Source organism: Qipengyuania gaetbuli, from assembly GCF_020171365.1.
GTDB classification, from domain to species: Bacteria; Pseudomonadota; Alphaproteobacteria; order Sphingomonadales; family Sphingomonadaceae; genus Qipengyuania; species Qipengyuania gaetbuli_B.
Map to the genome: position 1 here is coordinate 1,649,329 of NZ_JAIUZO010000002.1, position 24,950 is coordinate 1,674,278.

Below are 24,950 nucleotides of genomic sequence, written 5' to 3' on the forward strand. Positions count from 1 at the left end.
GGCAGAGCTTTTCAGCCTCGCCAAGGGGGAAATCAGGGTACCATGGTGCCGCCGTCGATATCGCCGCGTGCGGCAAGGTCGAGCGCGCGCACGCGTGCCTCGTGTTCCTCGCGCCCGATCGGGAAGCGGCCGAGCCAGTAGGCCGCGAACAGGGCGAGCACGACGGCCGCCCCGCCGTAATACAGGATGATGTGCTCCAGCACTTCGGCAGGCACGCTGCCCTGCTTCACATCCGATGCGAGGCCCGCTGCGGCAACGATCTGGCCAGTCAGGAAAATGCCGACGCCGGTGGCGCATTTCTGCACGAACCAGTTGCCCGCATAGAACGCGCCTTCGGCCCGGCGGCCCTGCCGTTCCTCGAACGCCTCGACGATTTCGGCGATCATCGAGGTGGCCGAGATCATCGTGACGACGCCCAGCATGTTGGCGAAGAACAGGAACAGATAGAACAGGGCGGTCGAGGCGGTGCCGCCCGGCTGCGGCCAGGCGCCGGCAAGGAACAGGACGTAGGGCGTAAGGCCCACGACCATGGCGGCAATCGCGCTCCAAGAGGCGCTCTTGGGCTTGCCGTAACGGCGGTGCAGCGGCCCGACGATGAAGAACATGACGATGACCGAGAAGAACAGCACGACCGGGTAGAGCTTCAGCGCCAGCCCGTTGAACTGCCACACGAACAGGTTGACGTAGTTCGAGATCGAGAAGGTCATCCCCTGGCTGACATAGGCCGCCAGCGCGCCGAGGCCCCAGATCAGGAAGGCGCGCTCGGAAAACGCCTCGATGATCTCGCCGAAAATGCCGCGGAAGGTGAGCGGGGTGGGCTTCACTTCGGGCAGGTGGGCGACGAGTTGGTGCTGGCCCCAGGCCGATCCGACGACCGAAATGACGATCAGTGCCGCGCCGAATATGCCGTAGATCATGTAGCCGTCACGCTGCAGCAGCGCTTCGGGCGTCGGCATGAAGACGTAATAGGCCATGACCATCATCAGGAGGCCGCCGGTCCACCCGGACAGGAAGCGGTAGCGGAACAGCGTCGTGCGATCGTCGTAATCGGAGGTGATTTCCGGGACGAGGCTGACCGACGGCACCTCGCAGGCCGACAGCAGGATGCGCACCACCACGGCGATGCCGAACAGGCCCCACCAGCTCGGCGCCTCGCCCGTCGGTGGGGACCACAGCATGACCCAGACGATCGCCAGCGGGATCGGTGCGGCATAGAGCCACGGCAGGCGGCGGCCCCAGCGGGTGTAGGTCCGGTCCGACAGCGCTCCGAGCACCGGGTCGACCACGGCGTCCACCAGCAGCGCCAGCACCAGCGCAAGGCTGACCATCCCGGCATCCATGCCCAGGACCTGGTTGTAATAGAGCAGCAGGAAGAAGCTGAAGCCTGAATCCTTCACCCCGAAGGCGACCGATCCGAAGCCGTGGATCAGCTTGAGCCGCTGGGGCAGGGGGCCGGTAACGAATGGCATCAGGCGTTTGCTTGGGCCTGTTCCGCCATCGCTTCGAGTGCTGCGAAGAGGCCGGGCTCTTCGGGATCCCAGCTATGCCGCGGGCCCAGCGTGATGCCGCCATCGACGATCATCGATGCGCCGGTCATGAAACCTGCCGCATCGCTTGCCATGAAGGCGACCGCTTCGGCGATATCGCGGGGCTGGCCGCCGCGCGCGACCGGCTGGGCGTTGGACGACATCTGCGCGATCGCCGCATTGGCCTGTCGGCGCAAATCGCCCTCGATCCCCAGCGTTGCGGTGAAGATATTCGTGTTGATGAAGCCGGGCTGCACCGCGTTCACGCGGATACCGTGCTGGGCAAGATCGGTCGCCGCGCACTTGGTAAGGTGCAGCACGCCTGCCTTGGCGACGGCATAGGCGGTCGGCGAATAGCCAGGGCCCACGGCCGCCACGCTCGACACGTTGACGATGCTTGCGCCCTTGCGGCCCTTCATGTGCGGGACGGCATAGCGGATGCCGAAGGCGACCGAGCGCAGGAGGAGGTGGAAGGTCCGGTCCCACTCGTCCGGCTCGATCTCGTCGATCGCAGCACGCGCGCCGCCCGCGCCGGCATTGTTGAACACGACATCGATGCCGCCGGTCTCTGCCGCGGCGCCGTCCATCAGCGCCTTGATCGATGCAGGGTCGCACACGTCGCAGTGCCGGTAACGGACATCGCCGTCGGTCGCGGCTTCCAGGGCGCGTCCGCCTTCATCGTCGATATCGCTGGCGAAAACGGTCGCGCCCTCGCTTGCGAAAAGGCGCGTCGCTTCAGCGCCGATGCCCGATGCGGCACCGGTGATGATGACGGTCCGGCCCGAGAATCGGTTGGTGTCGGCCATGCTTTCTCTCCCTCGAATCCGAGGCTTTCAGCTTAGGCGCACGGCACCTGCCGTCAACGTAATCCGCCTGACGCTACGGCATGGCGCTCCGCCGCGATGGGCCTTGCGGCGCGAGGCCGAATCACCCTAACGTAAACGTCAAGTCGCAAGACCCGAGAGATTGAAGAGAGGAGCCCCCCGATGTCCGATCCGGATGCATTCCGCGCCGACGTGCGCGCATGGCTGGAAGCCAATTGCCCCCCCGAAATGCGCGAGCCTGTCCGTGACGAGGCCGACGTCTACTGGGGCGGCCGCAATGCCACCTTCAAGAACGATGCGCAGAAGGCCTGGTTCGAGGCCTGCCGCGACAAGGGCTACACCGTCCCCGAATGGCCCAAGGCCTATGGCGGTGCCGGCCTGACGCCGGCCGAAGGCAAGATCCTGCGCCAGGAAATGTCGCGCATCGGTGCGCGTCCCCCGCTCTCGAGCTTCGGCATCTGGATGCTCGGCCCCGCGCTGCTCCACTTCGGCACCGAAGGCCAGAAGCAGCGCTTCCTCAATGAAATCGCCGCCGGCAAGATCCGCTGGTGCCAGGGCTATTCGGAACCGGGCAGCGGCTCCGACCTCGTGTCGATGCAGACCTATGGCGAGGACAAGGGCGATCACTGGGTGGTCAACGGCCAGAAGATCTGGACCTCCTATGCCGATGAAGCCGACTGGATCTTCTGCCTCGTCCGCACGGACAAGGAGAACAAGTACCAGGGCATCACCTTCATGCTGTTCGACATGGCGAGCGAAGGCGTCTCGACCAAGCCGATCAAGCTGATTTCGGGCAACAGCCCGTTCTGCGAAACCTTCATGGACGATGTGAAGGTGCCCAAGTCCTATGGCGAGGACATCCCCGGCTACGTCGGCCAGATCAATCGCGGCTGGGACGTGGCGAAGTACCTGCTCGGCCACGAACGCGAGATGATCTCGGGCGCCGGCGGCGGCGATCGCACCAGCGCCATCGGCGCGGCGATGAAGCGCATGGCGGGCGAACTCGACCCCGTACTGCGCGCGCAGCTGGCAATGTTCGACGTCGATGCGCTGGCCTACAGCGCGATGGGCGAGAAGTTCCTCGACGAGATGAAGTCGGGCAAGGGCCATCCCGCCCAGCCGAACATGATGAAATACGTCGGTACCGAGCTGAACAAGCAGCGCCACGAACTGATGATGTCGGTCGGCGGCAGCCGCGCTCTCGAATGGGAGAGCGAGGACACCGGCGGCGGCAAACCGTCGCGCAACTGGCTTCGCACGAAGGCCAATTCGATCGAGGGCGGCACGAGCGAAGTCATGCTCAACGTCATCTCGAAGCGTATCCTCGACCTGCCGGGAGCCTGATCCATGCCTCTTTATCACGACGACGACCAGGCGATGCTGGCCGAAACCGCCAGCCAGTTCATGGCCGAGGAAGGTGCCATCGCCAAGCAGCTGCGCCACTGGCGCGACCGTAATTGCAAGGACGGCTTCGGCCACGGGCTGTGGAAGCAGTTCGCCGAAATGGGCTTCACCGGCATGCTGGTGAGCGAGGATGACGGCGGCCTCGGCATGGGCAGCTACGAAGCGGGCATCGTGCTCGAGGAAATCGGGCGCAATCTGACGCCTTCGCCCTTCCTCGCCAGCTCGGTGCTGGCAGCGACCGCGCTGAAACATGCCGACGATGCGGCGCGCCAGCGCTGGCTGCCGGGCCTCGTGTCGGGCGACCTCGTCTATTCGGTCGCGATCGACGAAGGTGCCAAGCACCGTCCCGAACGCATCAAGACCCGCGCCGAGAAATCGGGCAACGGCTTCCGCCTGACCGGCCAGAAGGACTTCGTCCTCCACGGCGCCAGCGCGGACATGCTGGTGGTCGCGGCGCGCACTTCGGGCGCCGATGACGATGCTGACGGCATCACCCTGTTCGCCGTGCCCAAGGATGCGGCGAACATGAGCCACGACGCGGTCCGCCTCGTCGACAGCTCGATGGCCTCGCACACGAAGTTCGAAGGCGTGGAGCTCGACGGCGATGCCGTTATCGGCGAAGTCGATGGCGGGCGCGAAGTGCTCAATGCCATGCTGACCGCCGGACGTATCGGCGCTGCTGCAGAAGGCGTGGGCGTGGCCCGCGGCGCGATGGACATGACCGTCGACTACCTCAAGCAGCGCAAGCAGTTCGGCAAGCTGATCGGCGAATTCCAGGCGCTGCAGCACCGTGCCGCGCATCTCTATTCCGAAGTCGAGATTGCCCGTGCGGTCACCATGAAGGCAGCCCAGCTGCTCGACGGCGGCAGCGAGAAGGCGGATCTCATGGCCTCGGTCGCCAAGGCGAAGGTCGCCAAGGCCGCAGGGCTCGCGGTGCGGGAAGGCGTGCAGATGCACGGCGGCATCGGGATGACCGACGAATACGACATCGGCCTCTACATGAAGCGCGACCGTGCGCTGCAGGAATTCCTCGGCGACATGTATTACCACGCGAGCCGCGTGGCGGACATGAGCGGCTACTGAGCGGGAGAGACGACATGACACTCGAAGATATGTTCAGCCTCAAGGGCCGTAATGCCCTCGTCACCGGCGGCAGCCGCGGCATCGGCCGGATGATCGTGGAAGGCTTCCTCGCCGCCGGCGCAGAACGGGTCTACATCACCGCGCGCAAGGGCGGCGAACTGCACGAGACGGCCGCAGAACTGGGCGACAAGGTCGTGCCGATCCAGGGCGACATCTCGACGCTCGAAGGCATCGACGAGCTGGTGGCCGAGATTTCGGCGCGTGAGGACCATCTCGACATCCTCGTCAACAATGCGGGCGCGGCATGGGGCGCGGACTACCTCGACTTCCCCGAAGAAGGCTGGGACAAGGTCATGGACCTCAACGTCAAGACGCCCTTCTTCCTCACGCAAAGGCTGCACGGCCTGCTGACCGCCAACGCCAGCCAGGCAAAGCCGGGCAAGGTGATCAATATCGCCAGCATCGACGGCCTGCGCATCAATCCGTGGGAGACCTATTCCTACCAGGCCTCGAAGGCGGCGCTGATCCACCTGACGCGGCGCATGGCGGCGCGGCTGGTCAAGGACCACATCTACGTCACCGGCATCGCGCCGGGCGCCTTCCCGTCGAACATGAACAAGGTCGCGCGCGACATGGCGGATGAAAGCGCCAAGGGCATCCCGAACAAGCGCGTGGGCGACAAGTTCGACATGGGCGGCAGCGCGGTCTACCTCGCCAGCCGCGCAGGCGACTACACGGTCGGGGAGACCATCGCGGTCGACGGCGGCATCGTGAACGCCCACCTGCCGACGCACTTCGCCGACCCGGCAGGCGGCCGGTAAGCGGCATCAAAGCAAGGTTCGGGCCAAGGTCCGGCTACGAGAAAGCCCCGCCGAAAAGCGGGGCTTTTTTCGTTTCGGCTCAGGTGAGGCGAGCGTCCGGTATTGGGCGGTGCATAACCCGACTTGCCCTGACAAGAAGCAAATCGCTTCCTCAGAAGATCTTCCGCACGTTGAGCGACATGCCGAAATCGCGGCTGGAATCGAGGAACGAGGTTCCCACGCGCCCGGAAAGCGCCACGGACTTCGAAATCATCGAGCCGTATTCGACTTCCAGATCCAGCGTGTCGAATTCCTGCCCTTCATAGGAGTGGGAATACTTCACATCCCCGAGAGTCCAGGTTGCATTGGCGAAAAGTCGCGCAAACAGCGCGCGCACTTCGCTCCGATTGATATCGTCCCGCGCTTCGTCGCCTGCGATCGAGAAGTAGTGCTTGTAGCCGACGAATGCGAAGGTCTGCTGGTTGAACGCATAAACGGCACCCACCACGGGGTTCACTTGCCACTTTCCAGAACCCGTCAGGTCGCTGCCTGCTGTCGGCACTACGACTTCGACGGCCGAGAGAATGCTCACAGGGCCGTTCGTATTCACGTTACGCACCCGAAGGTTCAGATCCCCCACATCGGTCTCGCTGAACCCGGGGCCACTCAGTGTGGTGAACGGCAATTCGACATTGCCACCCCATTTCGAGTTGAATGCGAGGTCATATTTCAGGGCCAGCGTGAAAGTTTCGAGGTCTGCATCCAGGTTGTTGTACTGGAAGATTGCCTCGGCCTTGGTGATGTTATCCTTGGGATTCACGCCCGGCGCAGTTCCCTGCTCGTCGCTCGCGGGGCTCGCCTCCTGAGCTATCGCCGCCTGAGGAACCGCCACACTAACCGCCAGGGCCATGGCCATCGAAGACAGGGTCGATCCAGTTCCGAGTTTCACGATATTTTTCTCCAAGCCAGCGACAAACAAATGGCAAGTGTCCGCTTGTTCAGAAGCGGTAGGCAAAGCCGATCAGCGGCCCTTGAATGGTGATACCCAGATCGACCGCAGAAGGGGTTCCGACCTCGCCACTGGTCCTGTCGACGTTGAGAACCCGATACACGAACTGGAACGAGGTGTTCGACCAGGCTTCGTAGGAGGCACCCGCCGCCACGTTCCAGGTGAAGTCGGAGCTCACGCCGAAGCCGCCGACATCCGCCTGGCCGAGGAGCTTCCAGCGGGGTGAAAGCTGGTGCTGGTATCTCGCGCCGATGATCGGATCGGCCCAACGGTCACCGGTCGCCACCGTGGTCGAGAAGAAAGGCGTCGTGATATCGGCCTCTATCTCGGCATCCCACCGCCTGATCCCGCCATAAAGATCGACTGATCCGCTTTCGAGTTCGACGCGGCGAACCAGCGTTGCTTCAAGGATGCTGGCATTGATGTCTGCATCGACATCGCCAATCACGATATCGACCCCTGCACCCAGGTCGGCGAACATGTAGTCGACCGAGACGCCCCAGCCGGAACGGTGCCTGACTTCTCCGCGAATAAGGCCTCCGAATTCGAAGAGATCGAGCAGGTCTCCTGTGTCCAGCACGAATTGGCCGTCACTCGATCCGACACCGATGTTTCCGGATACGTTGGGTATCCAGACGTAGGGGCTGACTATGAATGTCAGCGCCTTGCCTTCCGGATCGGTGCCCGGTTCTTCGGCATTATTCTCGTTTCGCGACTGGTCGTCCATGATCGATCCGGTGCCAGCGACCGATGCGTCGCTCGACGCAGGCAGAATGGACAGGTCGGCGGTGGCATCCATGACCGCGCTCGGTTGCACCTCGTTGATGGGCAGTGCGACAGATACCGCCTCTTCTGCGGCATGGAGCGGAGTTGATGCCAGGCCCCCGCATAGGGCCGCGAGCATCAGGTATTTGCGATCACAATGAAATTTCATTCCGGCTCTGTCTCGTCGGTAGCGCTGGTGGGAATCCAGACATAGGAAGCCGAACCATCCGCGAGCGAGGTGACGAGGTTCTCTCCGTCGATAGTGAACTTGGCGAACCTCTGAATGTCCGCGGTGACCTTGTCGCTGTTCGAAGCCGGCGGGCACATGGCTTTCGTGACACCCATATCCGAGATCGCGAATTCTCCGCCTGTCCCATCGTGATGGCTTGAAGCGGTCCACTGGCCGAAGCCGCGATTGCAATCCAGCTGCAGGGACGCCCGCCCGTCAGGCTGCAAAAGCATGGTGTAGGCCTCGGCATCGCCAATCCGGATGCTGCTGGAGGGATAGCGAATTTCCTCCAGGCGCCACGACGTGCCCTCGAGGCTGGTGTCGGGTTTCATCTGGCTGTCCGTTCCGACGCAAGCCGCCAAGACTAGCGAGGAATAGCCGACGAACGAAAGCTTGGGGGACTTCATCCAATCACGCTCCTGCCAAGTCTGCGAATGGTGAGAAAACAGGATGAGTCAGAAACTGACGGGATAGCCGAAGCTAGGAAAGCTACGTTCTATCACCGGAGTTTCTGGACTCTCATCCTGCCTTCGGTGGGAGCCGATAAATCGCACCAGGTTTTGGCCCGATGCAACACGATGCCTACCCAATTTGGGCGAAGACGCGATCCATCAGCCCTATGTCATTCAAAAGAGGCACGATCTGAATTTTGCTTCGCAGAAATTCTTAGCCAATTGGCCGAGTCACGGAGATGGGCTGAACCGGCTGCTCAGGTCGCGAAGATCATGTCGTCGCTGGCGAAGGCTTTCATTTCCAGCGCATTGCCGCTGGGGTCGCGGAAGAACATCGTCGCCTGTTCCCCCGGCTGGCCCTTGAAACGGATGGTCGGCTCGATGGCGAAGTTCACGCCCGCGGCGGTCAGCCGGTCGGCCAGCGCCTGCCAGTCCTCCATCGTCAGGACCACGCCGAAATGCGGCACCGGCACGTCGTGCCCGTCGACCGGATTGCTGGCCCGGTCCCCGCTCTCGCCGCCGGTATGGGCGACGATCTGGTGGCCGTAGAAATCGAAATCGATCCATTCGTCCGAACTGCGGCCTTCGCGGCAGCCCATCAGGCCGCCGTAGAAGGCGCGGGCCTCGGCAAGATCGCGGACGGGAAAGGCGAGATGGAAGGGGCGCAGGCTCATGCCATGCATCTAGCACGTCCGTTCAGGCTCGACACTGCCAAAATGAACCTTTACCGGCACTTGCGAAAGGTGGGCGCATGAAGGTCATCATCGGCAACAAGAATTATTCGAGCTGGTCCCTGCGCGGCTGGCTGGCTGCCAAGCAGTCGGGCCTGTCCTTCGAGGAAATCGTCGTGCCGCTGTTCGGCGAGAACTGGGAAGCGACCCGTAAGGGCGGCGAGATCCAGCCCTCCAGCGGCAAGGTGCCGATCCTGTGGGACGGCGACACGGTGGTGTGGGACAGCCTCGCGATCCTCGAATATCTCTCGGACAAGGTCGGGCGCGACCGGTTCTGGCCCAAGGACGATACGGCGCGCGGCATGGCCCGCTCGATGGTCGCGGAAATGCACTCCTCCTTCCAGGCGCTGCGCAGCGAATGCCCGATGAACGTGCGCAAGCGCTTCGACGGGTTCGAGCCGAGCGAGGAATGCACGGCAGACATCCTGCGCATCCTCGGCCTGTGGGCGGAAGCGCGCAGCCGCTTCGGCAGCGGCGGGCCGTTCCTGTTCGGCACTTTCGGCGCGGCGGACGTGTTCTTCGCCCCCGTAGTGTCACGGTTCATCAGCTACCAGATCGCCGTCCCGGGCTTTGCCGCCGCCTATATGCAGGCGGTGTGGGAGCACGAATGGATGCAGGCATGGATTGCAGCTTCGGAAAGCGAAGAATGGGTCATCGAGCAATACGAAACCGTTTCCTGACCGCACTGGCGGCGCTGCTGGCGCTGCTGCCCGTCCAGGCGAGCGCGTGGGGTTTCTATGCCCACCGCACCACGGCGGACATCGCACTGGAAAACGTGCGCCCCGAAACGCGCGCCGGCATCGCGCGCCTGATGCGCGCCGCGCCGCAGCTGGGCGTGCCGCAATGCGACCTTGCCGACTTGCAGGATGCGAGCGTGTGGCCCGACTGCCTGCGGTCCGAGGGCTGGCGCTGGGGCTATACCTTCGCCTGGCATTACCGCACCGCGCCGGTGTGCGAGGCCTATAACCCGCGCTCCAACTGCTCGGGCGGCAATTGCATCCTTGCCCAGATCGAGCGCAACCAGCGCATTCTTGCCGACGAGAGCCTGCCAGCCAACGTGCGGCTGGAAGCGCTCGCTTTCCTCGTGCATTTCATCGGCGATGTGCACATGCCGCTGCACTCGGGCGACCACGAGGATCGCGGCGGCAACGATATCGACACGGCTTACGGCATCGCGCCAGGGCTCAATCTCCATTGGATCTGGGACGGCCCGCTGGCAGAGCGTGCGATCACTTCTGCGCCGAGCCCGCTGGTGCGCCGCTATTCCGCGCAAGAGCGCGCAGAGCTTGGCGGGGGCAGCCCTGCCGACTGGGGCCGCGAGAGCTGGGAGACGAGCCGCGATTTCGTCTACCCGACCGCTTTCGATCGCCCACCTTGCGAGGGCGAGGACCTGCCGGACGAAACCGCGCTGACGCAGGAGGATATCGAACGCGCCATCCCCATTGCCCAGCGCCGCGTCACGCAGGCGGGGATCCGCATGGCCGAATTCCTCGATGCCGCCTTCGCGCCGGGGCCGCTGCCCGCGCCGGAGCGCGACTAGGGCACGCGGCTCGTCGGGTAGGGCGTGCCGTCCTTCCTGAAATAGCCTTCGGGCGTGAACACCATGTCGATATCGGGGTATTCGCCCCGGTCTTCATCTCTATCGCCGCCACTGATCGCGACGAACACGCACGGCTCGCCAGAGCGGTTGTGGAGCCGGTGTCCGTCCCGCACGCCCGCCGGCCAGGCGAGGATATCGCCCGGCACCACCTTTGTCTCGCCCCCGTCCTCGATCAGCACGGCCTCGCCCTGCAGCATGACGACCAGCTCGTCCTGCCCCTCGTGCCAGTGGCGCTGCGAGGAATAGGCGCCGGGTGCCAGCGTCACGTGGCTCGCGCCCAGTTTCGTAAGGCCGGAAGGCGGCGCGAGGCGGCGATACCAGCGCCCCTCCACCTCCGCGTCGAAGGGCGGGGGATAGCCCGTCGCATTGGTCTGTGGGATCGCATCGAGATCGAGCTTGGGCATCGGGGCGCACTCCTGCTAGCGCTGCGTACATGACCCAAGTTCTCGACCTCGCCAAGCGGCTCCTTGCCGCACCCAGCGTGACCCCGGCCACCGGCCCGGTTTTCGATGCGATGGAGGCGATGCTCGCCCCGCTCGGCTTCGAGGTGACGCGGTTCCGGCGCGGCGATGGCGAACCCGGATCGCCGGAAGAGGCGGTGGAGAACCTCTTCGCCATCCGCCGCGGCCCTGAAGGTTCGCGCCACTTCGCCTTTGCAGGCCACCTCGACGTGGTGCCGCCGGGCGATGGCTGGACCAGCGCGCCGTTCGAGCCGGAAGAACGCGGCGAACTGCTGTACGGACGCGGGGCGGTGGACATGAAAGGCTCGATCGCCTGCATGGTCGACGCCGTGGCTAATGTGCCCGCAGAGGCCGGCACCATCAGCTTCATCATCACCGGCGACGAGGAAGGTCCCGCGCTTCACGGTACCCGCGCGCTGATCGACTTCATGAAGGCCGAAGGCCACCAGCCCGACCTTTGCCTCGTGGGCGAGCCGACTTCGGTCAACCGGCTGGGCGACATGATGAAGATCGGCCGGCGCGGGTCGGTCAACATCTGGCTGGAAGTCGAGGGCACGCAGGGCCACGTCGCCTATCCGCACCTCGCGGACAACCCGATCCCCAAGCTGGTCGCCATGCTCGCCGAACTCGATGCGCTGGTGCTCGACGAAGGGACCGACTGGTTCCAGCCGAGCAATCTGGAAATTACCGAGATCGACACGCCGAACCGTGCGCACAACGTCATTCCCGCCAAGGCGAAGGCGCGCATCTCGATCCGCTTCAACGACTGCCATTCGGGCGCCTCGCTGTCGGAGATGGTAGGAGCGATCGCGCAAAAGCACGGCGGGCAGGCGCTGCCGATCATCTCGGGCGAGCCGTTCCTGACCCCGCCGGGCGAATTTTCGGACATTATCGCGCGCGCGGTGAAAGCAGAGACGGGCCTCGATCCCGAACCCTCGACCACCGGCGGAACCTCGGACGCGCGGTTCCTGCGCGCCGTGTGCCCGGTGATCGAATTCGGCCTGTGCAACGCAACCATGCACAAGCGGGACGAGGCGGTGGCCATCGAGGACCTTTCCACGCTAAGCCGCATCTACGCAGCAATCGCGAAAGACGCGCTGGCACTGTAAATACTGGGATACGAGGGGATCGCCGTGCTGAGGACCTGGTTTGAAATTCCGCTGTGGCAGCGCGTGCTGACAGCGCTCCTGCTCGGTGTCCTGACCGGCTATTCCTGGGGCCCGGATGCGGAAAGCATCAAGTGGATCGGCGATTTCTTCATCAAGTCGATCAAGATGCTGGTGGTCCCGCTGATCTTCTTCAGCCTCGTGTCGGGCGTCGCCGCCATCGGCGATTTGCGCAAGCTGGGCGCAGTGGGCGGCAGGGCCATGCTGCTGTTCGTCGTGACGGGACAGATCGCGGTCTGGCTCGGCCTTGGCCTCGGCACCTTCTTTGCTCCCGGTGCAGGCGTCGATACCAGCGCCATCCAGAAGGGCGCGACCCCCGAACCCAATCCCACGACCGCGGTCGACATGATCCTCTCGATCGTGCCCGAAAGTCCGGTGCAGGTGATGGCGGATGTCGCGGTCCTGCCGCTGATCGTCTTCTCGCTGCTCGTCGGCATCGGCATCCTGATGGCCAAGGAAGAGGGCGAGCCGGTCCAGAAGATCTTCGATAGCGGCGCGGTCGTCATGCAGAAGGTGACGATGGTGGTGATGGAACTCACCCCTTTCGGCGTCTTCGCGCTGATGGCCTGGGTCGCCGGCTCGCTCGGCATGGATGCCCTGCTCAGCCTCGCGAAGCTGGTGGCGCTCAATTACGCGGGCTGCCTCGTGATCATCTTCGTGATGTATTCGGCGATGATCAAATTCCTCGCCAGGCTGCCCGTGCGGGACTTCTTCCGCGGCATCATCGACGCGATGGCGGTTAGTTATTCGACTGCCTCGTCTAACGCGACGCTGCCCGTCACGCTGCGCTGTGCGGAACGTAACCTCGGCGTCTCGAACTCGGTCGCGGCCTTCGTCATCAGCCTTGGCGCGACGGTGAACATGAACGGCACGGCGATGTATCTCGGCCTTGCCACGCTGTTCGGCGCGCAGATCTTCGGCGTCGACCTGACGCTGGGCCAGTATTTCCTGATCTCGATCCTGGCGACGCTCGGCGCGGTCGGCGCGGCGGGCATTCCGGGGGCGGGCCTCATCATGATGGCGCTGGTCTTCGGCGCGGTCGGCGTGCCGCTGGAAACGATCGCCTTCGTCGCCGGTGTCGACCGGATCATGGACATGATGCGCACCACCACCAACGTGAGCGGCGATGCCGCCGTCGCGACAACTGTGGCCGTGATGACGGGCGAGATTGACAGACGCGAGATGGTGAGCGCAGACGACGTCTGAACGGGCGATCCAAACGTCCCGAGCTTGTTCTTGAGTGAGGGACCCGGATGGACCGCAAGCTTACGCTCTATATCCTCGTCGGCATGATCCTCGGGGTCATCGTCGGACAGGCGATGTATCTGACGATGGACCCGGCCGTGGTCGAGGGGCAGGTCGCCCCCTGGCTCAAGCTGCTGTCCGACATCTTCCTCAACCTCATCAAGATGCTGGTCGCGCCGCTGGTGCTGTCGACCATCGTGGTGGGCATCGCCCACATGGGCGATTCGGCGGCGCTGGGGCGGATCGGCGTGCGGGCGCTGACGTGGTTCATCCTCGCCAGCCTCGTTTCCATCGGCCTCGGCCTCGTGATGGTGAACCTGTTCCAGCCGGGCGTGGGCGCTCCGATACCCGATGCGGCGGAGGCCGCGGCGGCGGTGGGCGAGGTCAAGGAACTGAAGGCGACCGAATTCATCCTGTCGATCTTCCCCAAGAACGCTTTCGAGGCGCTGGCGACCAACAATATCCTCCAGATCCTCGTCTTCTCGATCTTTGCCGGCGTCGCGCTGTCGGCCATCGGCAAGCGGGGCGAGGCGCTGGTGAAGGGCGCCGATGCGCTGGCGGAAATGATGCTGCAGGTGACGGGCTATGTCATGCGCTACGCCCCCATCGCGGTGTTCGGTGCGCTGGCAAACGTGGTCGCGGCGAGCGGGCTCGACATCCTCGGCACCTATCTCCAGCTGCTGCTGGAATTCTATTTCAGCCTCGTGCTGCTGTGGATCATCCTGCTCGGCATCGGGGCGGCCTTCCTCGGGCGGCGCATCGTCACGCTGGTCCGCTACATCCGCCAGCCGTTGCTGATCGCCTTCTCGACCGCGTCGTCGGAAGCCGCGCTGCCCAAGCTGTTCGAACAGCTCGACCGCTTCGGCGTGCCGCGCCGTATCTCGGGCTTCATGCTGCCGCTCGGCTATTCGTTCAATCTCGACGGCAGCATGATGTACATGAGCTTCGCGACGATCTTCATCGCGCAGGCTTATGGCATCGACCTCAGCGTCGGCACGCAGATCATGATCATGCTGACGCTGATGATCTCGTCGAAGGGCATCGCCGCGGTCCCGCGCGCCAGCCTGGTGGTCATCACCGGCACGCTCGCCATGTTCGGCCTGCCGGTCGAAGGCGTGGCGATCATCCTCGCGATCGACCAGTTCCTCGACATGGGTCGCACGGCGACCAACGTCGTTGGCAATGCGGTGGCGACCAGCGTCATCACCAAGTGGGAAGGCATGCTGGAGGTCGAGGAGCCGCCCTTCGTCGAGCATCCGCACGCCCCCTCGCATACCGCAGCTGGCGGCAAGGCGGGGCTGGAACTCGATCCGGAGAATTTCGGCTAGGGCAGGGGCGCCTGATCAGTCCGGCTTCGGTGCCGGTTCTTCCGGCGTTTCCGCATCGGCTGGCGGCGTGTCGCAATTCTTCTCGCAACTAGTGGTCCGGGAAGGACGGAAACTGCCGCTCAGCTTCAGCCGTGCGCCGCCCTGGACCTGGTAGGTCTTGGCGTCGGTATTTTCGAGCGGATCGCCTTCGGGGATCGTCCCGGCATAGCCCGTCCTGCCGGTTCGCGAAGTATTGCCCGCGTTTGCCGAATTGGCCGAGCGAAGCGCCTGTGTGGCCGAATTGATGCTGCCCGAAATAGCCTCGCCGAGCGAGGATTGCGTCGCTGCCTGTCCCGAACTGCCGGACAGGATCACCGCTTCCTCGGCCGCCACCTGGGCCGATGCCGGGGGGCCAGCGACCGCGCCAGTGGCGATTACCGCCAACGCTGCAAGGTGTCGTGCGTTCATGTCGGAACCTCCCGCTGCTTGCGCAGATAATGCGCCTTTGCCGCGCGATTGGCAAACGGGAGAGCAGTCAGCCCTTGGCGGCGGCGCGACCGGGCTTCTCCAGCACCTTCTTGCGGTAGCTGCACAGGTCCGCGACCTTGCATCGCCAGCATTCCGGCGTCCGCGCCTTGCAGACATAGCGGCCGTGCAGGATCAGCCAGTGATGCGCGCCGAGCCGGAACGGCTGGGGCACGCGCTTTTCCAGCTTGGCCTCGACATGGTCGGGGGTCTTCCCCTTGGCGAGGCCGGTGCGATTGCCGACGCGGAAGATGTGCGTGTCGACCGCGAAGGTTTCCTGCCCGAACCAGCAATTGAGCACGACATTGGCGGTCTTGCGCCCGACGCCGGGCAGGCGGACCAGATCCTCGCGCGTGTCGGGCACCTCGCCGCCGTATTCGTCGACCAGCAGCTGGCTCAGCGCGATGACGTTTTTCGCCTTCGAATTGAACAGGCCGATGGTCTTGATGTGCTCCTTGAGGCCGTCCTCGCCCAGTTCAATCATTTGTGCAGGCGTTGTGACCTCGCGAAACAGCGCCCGCGTGGCCTTGTTCACCCCGACGTCGGTCGCCTGCGCGGACAGGGCGACGGCCACCACCAGCTGGTAGCAATTGCCGTATTCGAGCTCGGTTTCGGGCGAGGGATTGTCCTCCGCCAGGCGGCGGAAGAACTCGAAGATCTGGTCTTTAGTCATGCTGTCAGCGTCGCGGCCCCCGTCCGCGTTCGAGCGCGGCGATCTTGGCCTCGATCTTGTCGTCCTCGATATCGAGCTCTTCCAGATGCTTGCGCATGTCCTCGATCAGGTGATCGCGGCGGCGTTGCATGGCATCCGAAAAAGCGGCCACGATGATGCCGGTGGGCATAGCGACGAAGGCGATCCCCGACATGGCCAGCCCGGCTGCGAAGAACTTGCCGAGCGGGGTGATCGGGGTCACGTCGCCATAGCCGACCGTGGTCAGCGTGATCGTCGCCCAATAGAGCGCGCGCGGGATCGAACCGAAGGTGTCGGGCTGGATGTCGCCTTCGATTATGTAGAGCGCGGTCGCGCCGAACAGCACCAGCACGAAAGCAACGGCGGCGGTGATGATGAGGTCGTCCACCCGGTCGACCACTGCCCCCCACAACTCCTTCACCGCGTAGGAGAAGCGCCCGAATTTCGCGACGGCGAAGACCCGCAGCAGTCGGAAAGTGCGCAGGATCGCGGCGTCGGCGACCATCAGCGGAGCAAGCGTTGTCACGACCACGAGCAGGTCGATCAGGCCGATCGGCGAACGGATGAAGTGCCAGCGCTTGGTCCATTTCCCTTCGCTCCCCGGCTGTTCCGCCGCGGCATAGATGCGGGCAAGATACTCGAGCAGGAAGATAAATCCGAAGGCCACTTCGGTGCGCAGCAGGGCGGTGTGCCATTCGGGCGGCAGGCTCGGCTCCGTAGCGAGCGCCGCAGTAATGACGGCCAGCAGGATAGTGAGGATCAGCAGGCGGTTGAGCACTGTCAGCCGCCCGTCGGGATGCGCACCGACGAAGAGCTGCTCATGCAGGAAAGTCCTCAGCCCCGCCATCATCGCCTGCCCGCTAGAGTTCGAGCACGTCCTCCATCCTGTATCGTCCCGGATCGCGCCCCAGCAGCCATTCAGCCGCCTTCAGTGCGCCCCGCGCAAAGATGGCACGGTTTTCCGCGCTGTGCGAGAGGGTCAGGCGCTCCTCGTCTCCGGCTAGGATGACGCTGTGTTCGCCGGCCACCGTCCCGCCGCGCAGGGCGGCAAAGCCGATCGCGCCGCGCGCCCGTGCGCCGGTATGCCCGTCGCGCCCGCTTTCGCGGTTGGAGGCAAGATCGATCCCGCGCCCTTGCGCTGCCGCCTGGCCGAGCAGCAGCGCCGTGCCCGAGGGCGCGTCCACCTTGCGGCGGTGGTGCATCTCGACGATCTCGATGTCCCAGTCGTCCCCGAGCCTTAGCGCCGCTTCGCGTACGAGGTGGGCGAGCAGGGTCACGCCGAGCGAGGTGTTCCCTGTCTGCAGCACGGGCACCGCGCGGGCTGCGCTGTCGATTGCGGCATGGTGCTGGTCTTCGAGGCCGGTGGTGCCGATAACGATGGGAATGCCTGCGCCGACAGCCGCGTGCAGGTTCGCCTGCAGCGCGCCGGGGGCAGAGAAATCGATCAGCGCGTCGGACGCATCGGCCAGTCCCGCCACATCGCCGCCCTTGTCCATGCCGCCCGCCCATTCATGGCCGGAGGCATCGATCACGCGGTACAGCGCGTCGCCCATCGCGCCCTTGCTGCCGATAATCCCGAAACTTGGCATTGCCCCTCCTTGGGTTTCCGTGTTCATGGAACCTATGGTCGCTCTGCGCAACATCGTCGTCCTGACGGGCGCCGGGATTTCCGCCGAAAGCGGGATCGACACTTTCCGTTCGGCAGGCGGACTGTGGGAACGGCACCGGGTCGAGGACGTCGCGACTCCCGAAGGCTTTGCCCGCGATCCTGAACTGGTCCAGCGCTTCTACGATGCCCGGCGCGCCGCAGTGCAGGAGGTCGCCCCCAATGCCGCGCACGAGGCCTTGGCCCAGCTCGATGCGGAATGGGGCGGAGACCTGCTCATCGTCACGCAGAATGTCGACGATCTGCACGAGCGGGCAGGCGCTCGCCGCGTGCTCCACATGCACGGCGAACTGCTGAGCGCCTTGTGCCCCATCTGCGAGCGGCGGCACCGCTGGACCGGTCCGCTGGTCGACCGGCCCGCCTGCCCGACCTGCGAGGCGCATTCGCTGCGCCCCGATGTCGTGTGGTTCGGCGAGATGCCTTACCAGATGGACCGCATCTATGCCGCGCTGCGCCAGGCGGACCTGTTCGTGTCGATCGGGACAAGCGGCGCGGTCTATCCCGCCGCCGGCTTCGTGCGCGATGCGCGCGACCTCGGTGCGCGGACGCTCGAACTCAACCTCGACCGCAGCGAGGGCTCGCACTGGTTCCACGAATCGCGCCAGGGGCGCGCCGGCGAGCTGGTGCCGCGCTGGGTCACCGAGATACTGGGAGGATAGGAGCAGGGAATGTCACGCCGCGCACTCATCGCCTGCCTGCTGCTGGTCCTGCCCTATGCCTATGTCGCCTGGTACTGGGCAGTCCGACTGTTCTTCTGCCACGATTGCAGAATTTCCGGCGACATGATCTTCTATACGCTGGTGCTTCTGTTCGCGACGCCGATCGTCCTGATCGCGGTCGGCGGAACGGCCTTCTTCAGCGCGAAAAGGGGTGTCGAGGACAGCCTCGCCCGACAGGATTACGCCGGGGCCGGAGTGAGCGGCGGCTGCGCGGTGCTGGGGCTGAAGGCGCTGGTGGCCGGCGGGGTCCTGCTCGCGGCATTCCTGTTCTACTGGCTCGATACGCCCGAACCGGGCCGCGACAGGCTGGGCCGGATCTGCGAGGAAAGCGCTAACGGCTCGCGCATCCACTGCAGGCCGGATCCTTCGCGATCGAAAAAGCCCTGGTCGCTGGACTGAGGCCGTCGAGCAAATAGACTTTGCTCCAGTCGGAGCGGCCGAAGGCGCTTGTCCCGTCGAGCAATATGCGCACTGCCTGCATCGCGGCAAAGGTCGCGACCCAGCCGGCCATGGCGCCCAGCATTCCGTCTTCGGCGCAGGTGTCGCAATCTTCCGCATCGAAGGCATCGCCCACGAAACAGCGATAGCAGGCTTCCTCGTCGAGGTGCCCGGCAAAGGCACCCACCTGTCCCTGGAACCTGCCCACCGCAGCCGACAGCAGCGGGACGGCGGCGCGCACGCAAGCATCCGACACGGCGAGACGGGTGGCGAAATTGTCCGTCCCGTCGAGCACGAGGTCCGCGTCGGCGACGAGGGCGTCGACATTCTCGGCATCGATCCGGCGGTCGCTGATCTCCACGTCGAGCGCCGGGTCGAACAGCTTCACCCAGCGCTTGGCGCAGGTCGCCTTGCCGAAGCCGATATCGCGTTCGTTGTAGAGCGTCTGGCGCTGGAGGTTGCTGGCATCGACCTTGTCGTCATCGACCAGGGTAAGCTTCCCGATTCCTGCCGCGGCCAGATATTGCAGCGCGGGCGAGCCGATCCCGCCAAGCCCGACCAGCACGAGATGCTTTTGCGCCAGGGCCACCTGTCCGGCGCCGCCGATCTCGGGAAGCACGATATGGCGCGCGAATCGCTCCAGCCGGTTTTCGGGCAGGCTCATCGCTCGGCTCCGTCACCTTCCGGCAGGCGCTCCTTGCGGAAGCCATGCATCCCGTTCCACCACTGCAGGCCAATGACTGCGCCCTTGGAAGGCTGGAGCAGCGCGACCAGCATCACGATTGCCAGCGGTATGATGATGGCGAGGAGGGCAAGCGCGCCCAGTTCCCACTTCGTCACCAGCGCGATGATCACCGGGGCGAGCAGGTGGCCGGTCACGAAGATGCCGATGTAGGCGGGAAGATCGTCGGCCCGCTGGCCCGAGATGTCGAGCGAACAGGCAGAGCACGTGTCGACCGGCTTCAGCCAACGGCGGAAAAGCTTGCCTTCGCCGCAGCGCGGGCAGCGATGGCGCACGCCGCGCAGTAGGGCCGCAAACAGGCTGGCAGGGAGGTCGTAGCCCAAGGCACTCGGCCGGTTGGCTTCTGGGGACAGGCTCATGGAAAGCCTGTTGGCAGCATGTGGAGGGACTGTCGACAGGCCTCTGCGACAGGCCCGTCGATCGTCAGCTTTTCCTTGCCCGGGGTGCGATCCGAAGGGTCAGGAAAAAATCAGCTCTCCAGCTGGCGCAGCAGGCTGCGCACGTCGCCGTCCATATCGGCATCGCGCTCGCGGAGGTCCTCGATCAGGCGGACGGCATGGATCACGGTGGAGTGATCGCGGCCGCCGAACTTGCGCCCGATTTCGGGATAGCTGCGCGGGGTCAGCACCTTGGAAAGATACATCGCGACCTGGCGCGGGCGGACGACCGCGCGCGCACGGCGCTTGGACGACATCTCGCTGCGGTCGATGCGATAGAACTGGCAGACCGTGCGCTGGATCTCGTCAATCGTGATCCGGCGGCGGTTGGCCGACAGGATGTCGGTCAGCTGTTCTTCGGCGAGCTGGAGCGAGACTTCCTGGCCGGTCAGCTGCGCATAGGCGATCAGCTTGTTGAGGCCGCCGACCAGCTCGCGCACATTGCGCGTGATGGTGCGGGCGAGGAATTCGATCACGTCTTCCGGCACCGCCAGAGGCGCGAACTTGCTCAGCTTGGAATGCAGGATCTTCTTGCGCAGCTCGATGTCGGCGGGCTGGATGTCCGCGACGAGGCCCATCGACAGGCGCGAGAGGAGGCGCGGTTCCACCCCGTCGAGCGCCTGCGGCGCACGGTCGGCAGCGAACACCAGGCGCTTGCCTTCAGCCAGCAGCGCATCGATCGTGTAAAGCAGTTCTTCCTGCGCCGACGCCTTGCCGATGATGAACTGGATGTCGTCCACCAGCAACAGGTCGAAGCTGCGCAGGCGGGCCTTGAATTCGATCATCCGGTTGGCCTTCAGCGCCTGGACGAATTCGACCATGAAACGCTCGGCGCTGCAGTAGAAGATGCGGCTGCGCGTGTGGGCCTTCAGGAAGGCATGGCCGATGGCGTGCAGCAAGTGCGTCTTGCCCTGGCCGGTGGCGGCCTTGAGGTAAAGCGGCGAGAACTGCGGCTTTTCGGTCGCGGCCATGCGCTGTGCGGCATTGAAGGCAAGCACGTTCGCCTCGCCCGTCACGAAGGCGGCGAAGCTGAGCGAGGCGTCGAGGCCCACCGAGGAGGTGAAGCCCTGGTCGCCCAGCGTGTCCGCGCCGATCGCCATCATCGAATGATCGCCATCATTGGCCGGACGACGGCCGTCGCCGTGCAGGCGTAGGTCGGCGACCTGGCGGCGACCCGGATGGACCGAGATGTTCACCCGGCGCACTTCGCTGCGGGCGATCTTCCATGCCAGGCTCAGCCGGTCGGCAAAGCGGTCCTTGACCCAGTTGGCGCTGAATTCGGTCGGCAGGAACAGGTCCAGCGTACCCGTTTCCGGATCGATCTTGCCGAGCTGGATCGGTTTGATCCACTGGCTGTGCAGTTGATGGCCGAGATCCTTGCGGAGCCCCTGGCTGATGTCAGCCCAATCGGCTGCCAGGTTTACCGCCTCGAGATCCTCCATTTCGTCTTTTGCCTTCCGCTTGTTCGCAAGGTCACCCGTCTTGACCATAGTGAATTCAACCCCCGGTGCCCGGCCTTGGCGACCGGATGTGCTTTTTATTCGGCATGGGCGGACGGCACGGCTCCGCCGTTGCCCGGAATCGCAGGATTCCCGGGCGCTCCCCCCATTTGGCCATCGATGTGAAAACTCGGGCTGTCCCCCCCGAGCAGAGCTATTTGATAAGTCGCCGCGGCGATGAGTCGCAAGGGGGATAAGTGCAAAAAATCTGAAATAAACTTGTTGACTCGCTGAACCCCGCAGGCCGCCGTTCAAACCCCTGTTTTTCCGTCAATGTGAACATTCACAGGATGCGAATCGTTGGAAACGCTGGGTTTTGATTGCGGGCCGGTGACGGTGCGGCAGGGAATTGCGTCAGCAGTGTGCCGGATATGTCAAAGGGGCCGACACCTGACGTGCCGACCCCTTGTCGATTCCATGGTCCGGCGTTGCCGCCGGAGGCCGAATCAGAGAGCTGCGACGCGCTTCGACAGGCGGCTCATCTTACGAGCCGCGGTGTTCTTGTGCATGACGCCGCGAGCAACGCCGCGAGCCATTTCCGGCTGCGCGTTGAGCAGGGCGGTCTTGGCCGCTTCCTTGTCGCCGCCTTCGATGGCCAGTTCGACCTTCTTCACGAAGTTGCGGATGCGGCTCATGCGGGCACCGTTGATCTCGGCGCGCTTGTCGTTGCGGCGGATGCGCTTCTTGGCTTGCGGCGTATTGGCCATGTCTGTCCTCGGTCGGGCCGCACGTTACGGGCGGCGAAATCTTGTCTGGTCGTATCGAAAGAGGCGGATGCCCCGCCGGAAAGCGGCGCACTTAGCGGTGAGGGCCCGAATCGTCAAGCACATCGTCGCATGACATGCTGCCCGGGTCAGGAACCGCGTGCATCGCCTCCTGTTGCACCTATATGGGTAGGCCAGCCGAAAGGACAATGCGTGAGTGACAAGCTGATCAAGAGCGAGGCCGAATGGCGCGAGACGCTCACCCCCGAGCAGTACCATATCCTGCGCGAGAAGGGCACGGAACGGGCCTTCACCGGCAAGTATGACAAGAACAGGCAGGAAGGCGAATACCACTGTGCTGCCTGCGGCCAGCTGCTGTTCGAAAGCGACGAGAAATTCGACAGCGGCTGCGGCTGGCCGGCCTTCAGCGCGCCAGCAGACGGCGCAGCGGTCGAAGAGCATCGCGACACCAGCCACGGGATGATTCGCACCGAGGTCGTCTGCTCGAAATGCGACGGCCACCTCGGCCATGTCTTTCCCGACGGCCCCGGCCCGACGGGCCTGCGCTATTGCATCAACTCCGCCGCGCTCGATTTCGAGCCGGAGGACTGACGGGGCGTCTCGGGGCGTTCAGCGGGGGTTGAGGCTCGCCATGCGAGATTGTGGCATCTATAGGGCACTGCCAGGCCGCATGAGGGATTTTGCGAAGAATGGATAAGAGAGGCAGCCGGCGCAAGAAGGCCGCTCGAGCACAGCGGGCCCAGCGCGCCGAGGCCGACGGTCAACGCGAACCCGGCCGGTTCTGGCGCTGGACCAAAAGGCTCTTCGTCTGGGGTGGCGCGCTCGCGCTTGTCGGCGCGCTCTTCCTCGCCATCGCGGTCGGTTTTGCGGCCCGTTCGCTGCCCAGCTTCTACCAGCTGAAGGCCACGCAGAACGCGCAGACCATCGTCGTGCGCGCCCGCGACGGGACCGAGATCGTCGAGCTTGGGCCGAGTTACGGCAAGTGGCTGTCGCATGACGAAATCCCGCAAGTCATGAAGGACGCGATGATCGCGGTCGAGGACCGGCGGTTCTATTCGCATCCCGGCGTCGATCCTTACGGCCTGACTCGCGCCGTCTACGTCTGGGCGACGGGCGAGGACCGGCTCGGCGCGACCTCGACGATTACCCAGCAGCTGGCGCGCAACGTGTTCCTGAACTCGAACCGCTCGCTCGACCGCAAGCTGCGCGAGGCGGTGCTGGCGATGGCGCTCGAATGGAAGTTCTCCAAGGAGCAGATCCTCGAGCTCTACCTCAACAAGGTCTATTTCGGCGGCGGTGCCTACGGCATCGATTCGGCCAGCCGGAAGTTCTTCAGCCACCCTGCCAACGAACTCTCGGTCGGCGAGGCGGCAATCATCGCGGGCCTGGTGAAAGCGCCTAGCCGCTATTCGCCCACCGCCGATGTCGATGCTGCCGTCGGCCGCGCCAGCGTGGTGCTGCGCCTGATGAAGGAACAGAACTTCATTCCGCAGGACGCGACAGTCGACCCTTCGGAAGTCCGGCTGAAGGAAGAGGCCGCGCAGAATTCGGTGCGCTACTTCACCGACTGGGCGCTACCGCAGCTCGACCTGCTGCTGCCCGAGACGTTCGAGCCGATCGAGGTCTGGACCACGCTGGATGTCGGGATGCAGCGCGCGGCCACCGCCGCGGTCCAGTCGAACGTGCCCGAAGGCTCGCAAGGCGCGCTGGTCAGCCTCGACCGCGACGGCGCGATCCTCGCGCTGGTGGGTGGGACGGATTACGTCGAGACCAATTACAACCGCGCGACGAATGCGCTGCGCCAGCCGGGATCGAGCTGGAAGCTGTTCGTCTATCTTGCTGCGCTCGAGGCCGGTTACACGCCGGAAGACCGGGTGGTGGACACGCCGGTTACCATCGGCGGGTGGAGCCCGCGCAATTCCACGGGGCGCAATATCGGCGAGACGGACCTGCGCACGGCGTTCGCCTATTCGGTCAACACCGTGGCCGCGCAGCTCGGCAACGAGGTCGGATTCGGCTCGGTCGCGTCGATGGCACGCCGTTTCGGCATCAGCACGCCGATCAACACCTATCCGGCCATGGTGCTCGGCTCGAACGAGGTTCGCCTGCTCGACATGACCCGCGCCTTTGCCGCCGTGTCGAACAAGGGTGCCTCGGTCGAACCCTATGGCATCGTCAAGGTGACGACCGCCGATGGCGAGACGCTTTACGAGCACAAGAAGTCGCGTAGCACGCAGCTCGTGCCCGACCACGTGGCGGCGGGCATGACCGACCTGTTGCAGGCCGCCGTCCAGACCGGCACGGGCCGCGCCGCGCAGATCGGACGACCGGTGGCAGGCAAGACGGGGACCACCAGTTCGAACAAGGACGGCTATTTCGTCGGCTTCTCGTCCGGCATCACCACCGGCGTGTGGATGGGCCGCGACGACAACAAGCGCGTCGGCGGGCTGCAGGGCGGTGCCGCCCCGGCCAAGGCCTTCGCTGCCTTCATGCGCTATGCCGTGAAGGATCGCCCGGTCGAGGAATTCGATACCGAACTCAAGTTGCCCGAATGGCAGCTGGAGGAGGATGACGAGTACTTCTTCGGCAGCCCGGACGACTATTATTACATCGACGAGCAGGGCAATCTGATCGAGCCCGGCCGACCGCCGGAAGGTCCCGACGGGCAGCTACCCTTCCCGGTAGACGGCGAACGTCCGCAACCGGTGCCGACCGATCCCACGCGCCCCCCGCTCCGTGAGCAGCCGCCGGTGCGCGGGCAGCCGGGTCGCGGGGCGGATGGCGCACCGCAGGCCATCGGGGACGACTTCCTCGACCGGGCTACGGGGCGCAACGAACAGCGCCAGCCCGAACGCCCCCGCCAGTAGGCAGGCAGAACGAGCAAAGAAAAAGCCCTCCCGGCGCGA

Annotated in this window: 27 protein-coding genes; 12 read left to right on the forward strand and 15 right to left on the reverse strand. The window is 64.8% G+C overall.

The genetic code is table 11. The features are described 5' to 3' along the window. Positions 1-32 precede the first annotated feature (32 nt). Both LCL94_RS08765 and LCL94_RS08770 read right to left on the reverse strand, forming a co-directional pair. Complete coding sequence (locus tag LCL94_RS08765) at positions 33-1,469, reverse strand: MFS transporter (RefSeq protein ID WP_224831868.1); 1,437 nt, start codon at positions 1,467-1,469, stop codon at positions 33-35. Further along, on the reverse strand, positions 1,469-2,332 hold the full coding sequence (locus LCL94_RS08770) for an SDR family NAD(P)-dependent oxidoreductase (protein WP_224831869.1): 864 nt from the start codon (positions 2,330-2,332) through the stop codon (positions 1,469-1,471). The genes LCL94_RS08765 and LCL94_RS08770 overlap by 1 nt, the downstream gene beginning before the upstream one ends. A gap of 180 nt (positions 2,333-2,512) precedes the next feature. Between LCL94_RS08770 and LCL94_RS08775 the strand changes: the two genes are divergently transcribed. The 3 genes from LCL94_RS08775 to LCL94_RS08785 are packed head-to-tail and all read left to right on the forward strand — an operon-like array spanning position 2,513 to position 5,658. Then, entirely contained in the window at positions 2,513-3,694 is a 1,182-nt protein-coding gene (locus tag LCL94_RS08775) for an acyl-CoA dehydrogenase family protein (RefSeq protein ID WP_224831870.1), read from the forward strand. A gap of 3 nt (positions 3,695-3,697) precedes the next feature. Next, positions 3,698-4,837 (forward strand): acyl-CoA dehydrogenase family protein, encoded by a 1,140-nt coding sequence (locus LCL94_RS08780; protein ID WP_160608925.1) that lies wholly within the window; start codon positions 3,698-3,700, stop codon positions 4,835-4,837. A gap of 14 nt (positions 4,838-4,851) precedes the next feature. Then, positions 4,852-5,658: an SDR family oxidoreductase gene (locus tag LCL94_RS08785; RefSeq protein ID WP_224831871.1), complete on the forward strand. Its 807-nt coding sequence runs from the start codon at positions 4,852-4,854 to the stop codon at positions 5,656-5,658. A gap of 151 nt (positions 5,659-5,809) precedes the next feature. On the opposite strand, the gene LCL94_RS08790 is transcribed toward LCL94_RS08785, so the two are convergent. The 4 genes from LCL94_RS08790 to LCL94_RS08805 form a co-directional block, all read right to left on the reverse strand. Further along, positions 5,810-6,586 carry a hypothetical protein gene (locus tag LCL94_RS08790; protein WP_224831872.1) on the reverse strand — a complete coding sequence of 259 codons (777 nt, stop codon included), beginning with the start codon at positions 6,584-6,586 and terminating at the stop codon, positions 5,810-5,812. 49 nt (positions 6,587-6,635) lie between these two features. Further along, entirely contained in the window at positions 6,636-7,580 is a 945-nt protein-coding gene (locus tag LCL94_RS08795; RefSeq protein WP_224831873.1) for a hypothetical protein, read from the reverse strand. Next, positions 7,577-8,047 (reverse strand): META domain-containing protein, encoded by a 471-nt coding sequence (locus tag LCL94_RS08800; protein WP_224831874.1) that lies wholly within the window; start codon positions 8,045-8,047, stop codon positions 7,577-7,579. The genes LCL94_RS08795 and LCL94_RS08800 overlap by 4 nt, the downstream gene beginning before the upstream one ends. A 302-nt stretch (positions 8,048-8,349) precedes the next feature. Beyond that, entirely contained in the window at positions 8,350-8,766 is a 417-nt protein-coding gene (locus tag LCL94_RS08805) for a VOC family protein (RefSeq protein ID WP_160608929.1), read from the reverse strand. Positions 8,767-8,843: 77 nt separating this feature from the next. On the opposite strand from LCL94_RS08805, the gene LCL94_RS08810 reads away from it, so the two are divergent. Further along, positions 8,844-9,503 carry a glutathione S-transferase family protein gene (locus LCL94_RS08810; protein WP_222555480.1) on the forward strand — a complete coding sequence of 220 codons (660 nt, stop codon included), beginning with the start codon at positions 8,844-8,846 and terminating at the stop codon, positions 9,501-9,503. Beyond that, positions 9,470-10,363, forward strand: a complete 894-nt coding sequence (locus tag LCL94_RS08815; RefSeq protein WP_224831875.1) for a S1/P1 nuclease — start codon at positions 9,470-9,472, stop codon at positions 10,361-10,363. The genes LCL94_RS08810 and LCL94_RS08815 overlap by 34 nt, the downstream gene beginning before the upstream one ends. Here LCL94_RS08815 and LCL94_RS08820 read toward each other — a convergent pair. Further along, entirely contained in the window at positions 10,360-10,827 is a 468-nt protein-coding gene (locus LCL94_RS08820; RefSeq protein ID WP_224831876.1) for a cupin domain-containing protein, read from the reverse strand. The genes LCL94_RS08815 and LCL94_RS08820 overlap by 4 nt on opposite strands. A gap of 29 nt (positions 10,828-10,856) precedes the next feature. Here LCL94_RS08820 and dapE point away from each other — a divergent pair, with 29 nt between their 5' ends. The 3 genes from dapE to LCL94_RS08835 are packed head-to-tail and all read left to right on the forward strand — an operon-like array spanning position 10,857 to position 14,623. Next, a complete protein-coding gene (gene dapE / locus LCL94_RS08825) occupies positions 10,857-11,993 on the forward strand; it encodes a succinyl-diaminopimelate desuccinylase (RefSeq protein ID WP_224831877.1) in 1,137 nt (378 codons plus the stop codon). A 24-nt stretch (positions 11,994-12,017) separates the two neighbouring features. After that, positions 12,018-13,256, forward strand: a complete 1,239-nt coding sequence (locus LCL94_RS08830) for a dicarboxylate/amino acid:cation symporter (protein WP_224831878.1) — start codon at positions 12,018-12,020, stop codon at positions 13,254-13,256. A gap of 47 nt (positions 13,257-13,303) precedes the next feature. Next, the gene (locus LCL94_RS08835; RefSeq protein WP_224831879.1) at positions 13,304-14,623 is read left to right on the forward strand and encodes a dicarboxylate/amino acid:cation symporter; all 1,320 of its coding nucleotides are present in this window, start codon (positions 13,304-13,306) and stop codon (positions 14,621-14,623) included. A 15-nt stretch (positions 14,624-14,638) separates the two neighbouring features. Here the strand turns inward: LCL94_RS08835 and LCL94_RS08840 are convergent, their stop codons facing one another. From LCL94_RS08840 to dapB, 4 genes are all read right to left on the reverse strand, one after another. Then, positions 14,639-15,070, reverse strand: coding sequence for a hypothetical protein (locus tag LCL94_RS08840; RefSeq protein ID WP_224831880.1), 432 nt, complete (start codon positions 15,068-15,070; stop codon positions 14,639-14,641). Positions 15,071-15,137: 67 nt separating this feature from the next. Next, entirely contained in the window at positions 15,138-15,800 is a 663-nt protein-coding gene (gene nth, locus LCL94_RS08845) for an endonuclease III (protein WP_224831881.1), read from the reverse strand. Between the two features lie 4 nt (positions 15,801-15,804). Next, entirely contained in the window at positions 15,805-16,665 is an 861-nt protein-coding gene (locus LCL94_RS08850; protein ID WP_224831882.1) for an ion transporter, read from the reverse strand. Between the two features lie 13 nt (positions 16,666-16,678). Next, entirely contained in the window at positions 16,679-17,407 is a 729-nt protein-coding gene (dapB, locus tag LCL94_RS08855) for a 4-hydroxy-tetrahydrodipicolinate reductase (RefSeq protein WP_224831883.1), read from the reverse strand. A 34-nt stretch (positions 17,408-17,441) separates the two neighbouring features. Here dapB and LCL94_RS08860 point away from each other — a divergent pair, with 34 nt between their 5' ends. Together LCL94_RS08860 and LCL94_RS08865 are read left to right on the forward strand one after the other, a co-directional pair. Continuing rightward, positions 17,442-18,143 carry an NAD-dependent deacylase gene (locus LCL94_RS08860; protein ID WP_224832691.1) on the forward strand — a complete coding sequence of 234 codons (702 nt, stop codon included), beginning with the start codon at positions 17,442-17,444 and terminating at the stop codon, positions 18,141-18,143. A gap of 9 nt (positions 18,144-18,152) precedes the next feature. Then, positions 18,153-18,602, forward strand: coding sequence for a hypothetical protein (locus LCL94_RS08865; protein ID WP_224831884.1), 450 nt, complete (start codon positions 18,153-18,155; stop codon positions 18,600-18,602). On the opposite strand, the gene LCL94_RS08870 is transcribed toward LCL94_RS08865, so the two are convergent. The 4 genes from LCL94_RS08870 to rpsT form a co-directional block, all read right to left on the reverse strand. Beyond that, positions 18,535-19,305 (reverse strand): HesA/MoeB/ThiF family protein, encoded by a 771-nt coding sequence (locus LCL94_RS08870; protein ID WP_224831885.1) that lies wholly within the window; start codon positions 19,303-19,305, stop codon positions 18,535-18,537. The two genes, LCL94_RS08865 and LCL94_RS08870, sit on opposite strands and share 68 nt — an antisense overlap. Beyond that, positions 19,302-19,742 (reverse strand): DUF983 domain-containing protein, encoded by a 441-nt coding sequence (locus LCL94_RS08875; RefSeq protein ID WP_224831886.1) that lies wholly within the window; start codon positions 19,740-19,742, stop codon positions 19,302-19,304. Before LCL94_RS08875 ends, LCL94_RS08870 begins: the two co-directional genes overlap by 4 nt. Before the next feature lie 110 nt (positions 19,743-19,852). Next, on the reverse strand, positions 19,853-21,262 hold the full coding sequence (gene dnaA, locus LCL94_RS08880; RefSeq protein ID WP_224831887.1) for a chromosomal replication initiator protein DnaA: 1,410 nt from the start codon (positions 21,260-21,262) through the stop codon (positions 19,853-19,855). A 503-nt stretch (positions 21,263-21,765) separates the two neighbouring features. Beyond that, positions 21,766-22,026, reverse strand: a complete 261-nt coding sequence (gene rpsT, locus LCL94_RS08885; protein ID WP_222555493.1) for a 30S ribosomal protein S20 — start codon at positions 22,024-22,026, stop codon at positions 21,766-21,768. A gap of 210 nt (positions 22,027-22,236) precedes the next feature. Between rpsT and msrB the strand changes: the two genes are divergently transcribed. Both msrB and LCL94_RS08895 read left to right on the forward strand, forming a co-directional pair. Further along, positions 22,237-22,635 (forward strand): peptide-methionine (R)-S-oxide reductase MsrB, encoded by a 399-nt coding sequence (gene msrB, locus LCL94_RS08890; RefSeq protein ID WP_222555494.1) that lies wholly within the window; start codon positions 22,237-22,239, stop codon positions 22,633-22,635. A 98-nt stretch (positions 22,636-22,733) separates the two neighbouring features. Further along, complete coding sequence (locus LCL94_RS08895; RefSeq protein WP_224831888.1) at positions 22,734-24,911, forward strand: transglycosylase domain-containing protein; 2,178 nt, start codon at positions 22,734-22,736, stop codon at positions 24,909-24,911. Positions 24,912-24,950: the final 39 nt, after the last annotated feature.

Bases quoted from the DNA above. Each gene is read 5' to 3' on its own strand.
- LCL94_RS08895 (WP_224831888.1), top strand. From the start codon at position 22,734: ATGGATAAGAGAGGCAGCCGGCGCAAGAAGGCCGCTCGAGCACAGCGG.
- LCL94_RS08820 (WP_224831876.1), bottom strand. From the start codon at position 10,827: ATGCCCAAGCTCGATCTCGATGCGATCCCACAGACCAATGCGACGGGC.
- LCL94_RS08835 (WP_224831879.1), top strand. From the start codon at position 13,304: ATGGACCGCAAGCTTACGCTCTATATCCTCGTCGGCATGATCCTCGGG.
- LCL94_RS08775 (WP_224831870.1), top strand. From the start codon at position 2,513: ATGTCCGATCCGGATGCATTCCGCGCCGACGTGCGCGCATGGCTGGAA.
- dapB (WP_224831883.1), bottom strand. From the start codon at position 17,407: ATGCCAAGTTTCGGGATTATCGGCAGCAAGGGCGCGATGGGCGACGCG.
- LCL94_RS08815 (WP_224831875.1), top strand. From the start codon at position 9,470: ATGGGTCATCGAGCAATACGAAACCGTTTCCTGACCGCACTGGCGGCG.
- LCL94_RS08765 (WP_224831868.1), bottom strand. From the start codon at position 1,469: ATGCCATTCGTTACCGGCCCCCTGCCCCAGCGGCTCAAGCTGATCCAC.
- LCL94_RS08850 (WP_224831882.1), bottom strand. From the start codon at position 16,665: ATGGCGGGGCTGAGGACTTTCCTGCATGAGCAGCTCTTCGTCGGTGCG.
- LCL94_RS08785 (WP_224831871.1), top strand. From the start codon at position 4,852: ATGACACTCGAAGATATGTTCAGCCTCAAGGGCCGTAATGCCCTCGTC.
- LCL94_RS08860 (WP_224832691.1), top strand. From the start codon at position 17,442: ATGGTCGCTCTGCGCAACATCGTCGTCCTGACGGGCGCCGGGATTTCC.
- LCL94_RS08770 (WP_224831869.1), bottom strand. From the start codon at position 2,332: ATGGCCGACACCAACCGATTCTCGGGCCGGACCGTCATCATCACCGGT.
- rpsT (WP_222555493.1), bottom strand. From the start codon at position 22,026: ATGGCCAATACGCCGCAAGCCAAGAAGCGCATCCGCCGCAACGACAAG.
- LCL94_RS08805 (WP_160608929.1), bottom strand. From the start codon at position 8,766: ATGAGCCTGCGCCCCTTCCATCTCGCCTTTCCCGTCCGCGATCTTGCC.
- LCL94_RS08875 (WP_224831886.1), bottom strand. From the start codon at position 19,742: ATGAGCCTGTCCCCAGAAGCCAACCGGCCGAGTGCCTTGGGCTACGAC.
- LCL94_RS08840 (WP_224831880.1), bottom strand. From the start codon at position 15,070: ATGAACGCACGACACCTTGCAGCGTTGGCGGTAATCGCCACTGGCGCG.
- dnaA (WP_224831887.1), bottom strand. From the start codon at position 21,262: ATGGAGGATCTCGAGGCGGTAAACCTGGCAGCCGATTGGGCTGACATC.
- nth (WP_224831881.1), bottom strand. From the start codon at position 15,800: ATGACTAAAGACCAGATCTTCGAGTTCTTCCGCCGCCTGGCGGAGGAC.
- LCL94_RS08810 (WP_222555480.1), top strand. From the start codon at position 8,844: ATGAAGGTCATCATCGGCAACAAGAATTATTCGAGCTGGTCCCTGCGC.
- LCL94_RS08870 (WP_224831885.1), bottom strand. From the start codon at position 19,305: ATGAGCCTGCCCGAAAACCGGCTGGAGCGATTCGCGCGCCATATCGTG.
- LCL94_RS08865 (WP_224831884.1), top strand. From the start codon at position 18,153: ATGTCACGCCGCGCACTCATCGCCTGCCTGCTGCTGGTCCTGCCCTAT.
- dapE (WP_224831877.1), top strand. From the start codon at position 10,857: ATGACCCAAGTTCTCGACCTCGCCAAGCGGCTCCTTGCCGCACCCAGC.
- LCL94_RS08800 (WP_224831874.1), bottom strand. From the start codon at position 8,047: ATGAAGTCCCCCAAGCTTTCGTTCGTCGGCTATTCCTCGCTAGTCTTG.
- LCL94_RS08780 (WP_160608925.1), top strand. From the start codon at position 3,698: ATGCCTCTTTATCACGACGACGACCAGGCGATGCTGGCCGAAACCGCC.
- LCL94_RS08795 (WP_224831873.1), bottom strand. From the start codon at position 7,580: ATGAAATTTCATTGTGATCGCAAATACCTGATGCTCGCGGCCCTATGC.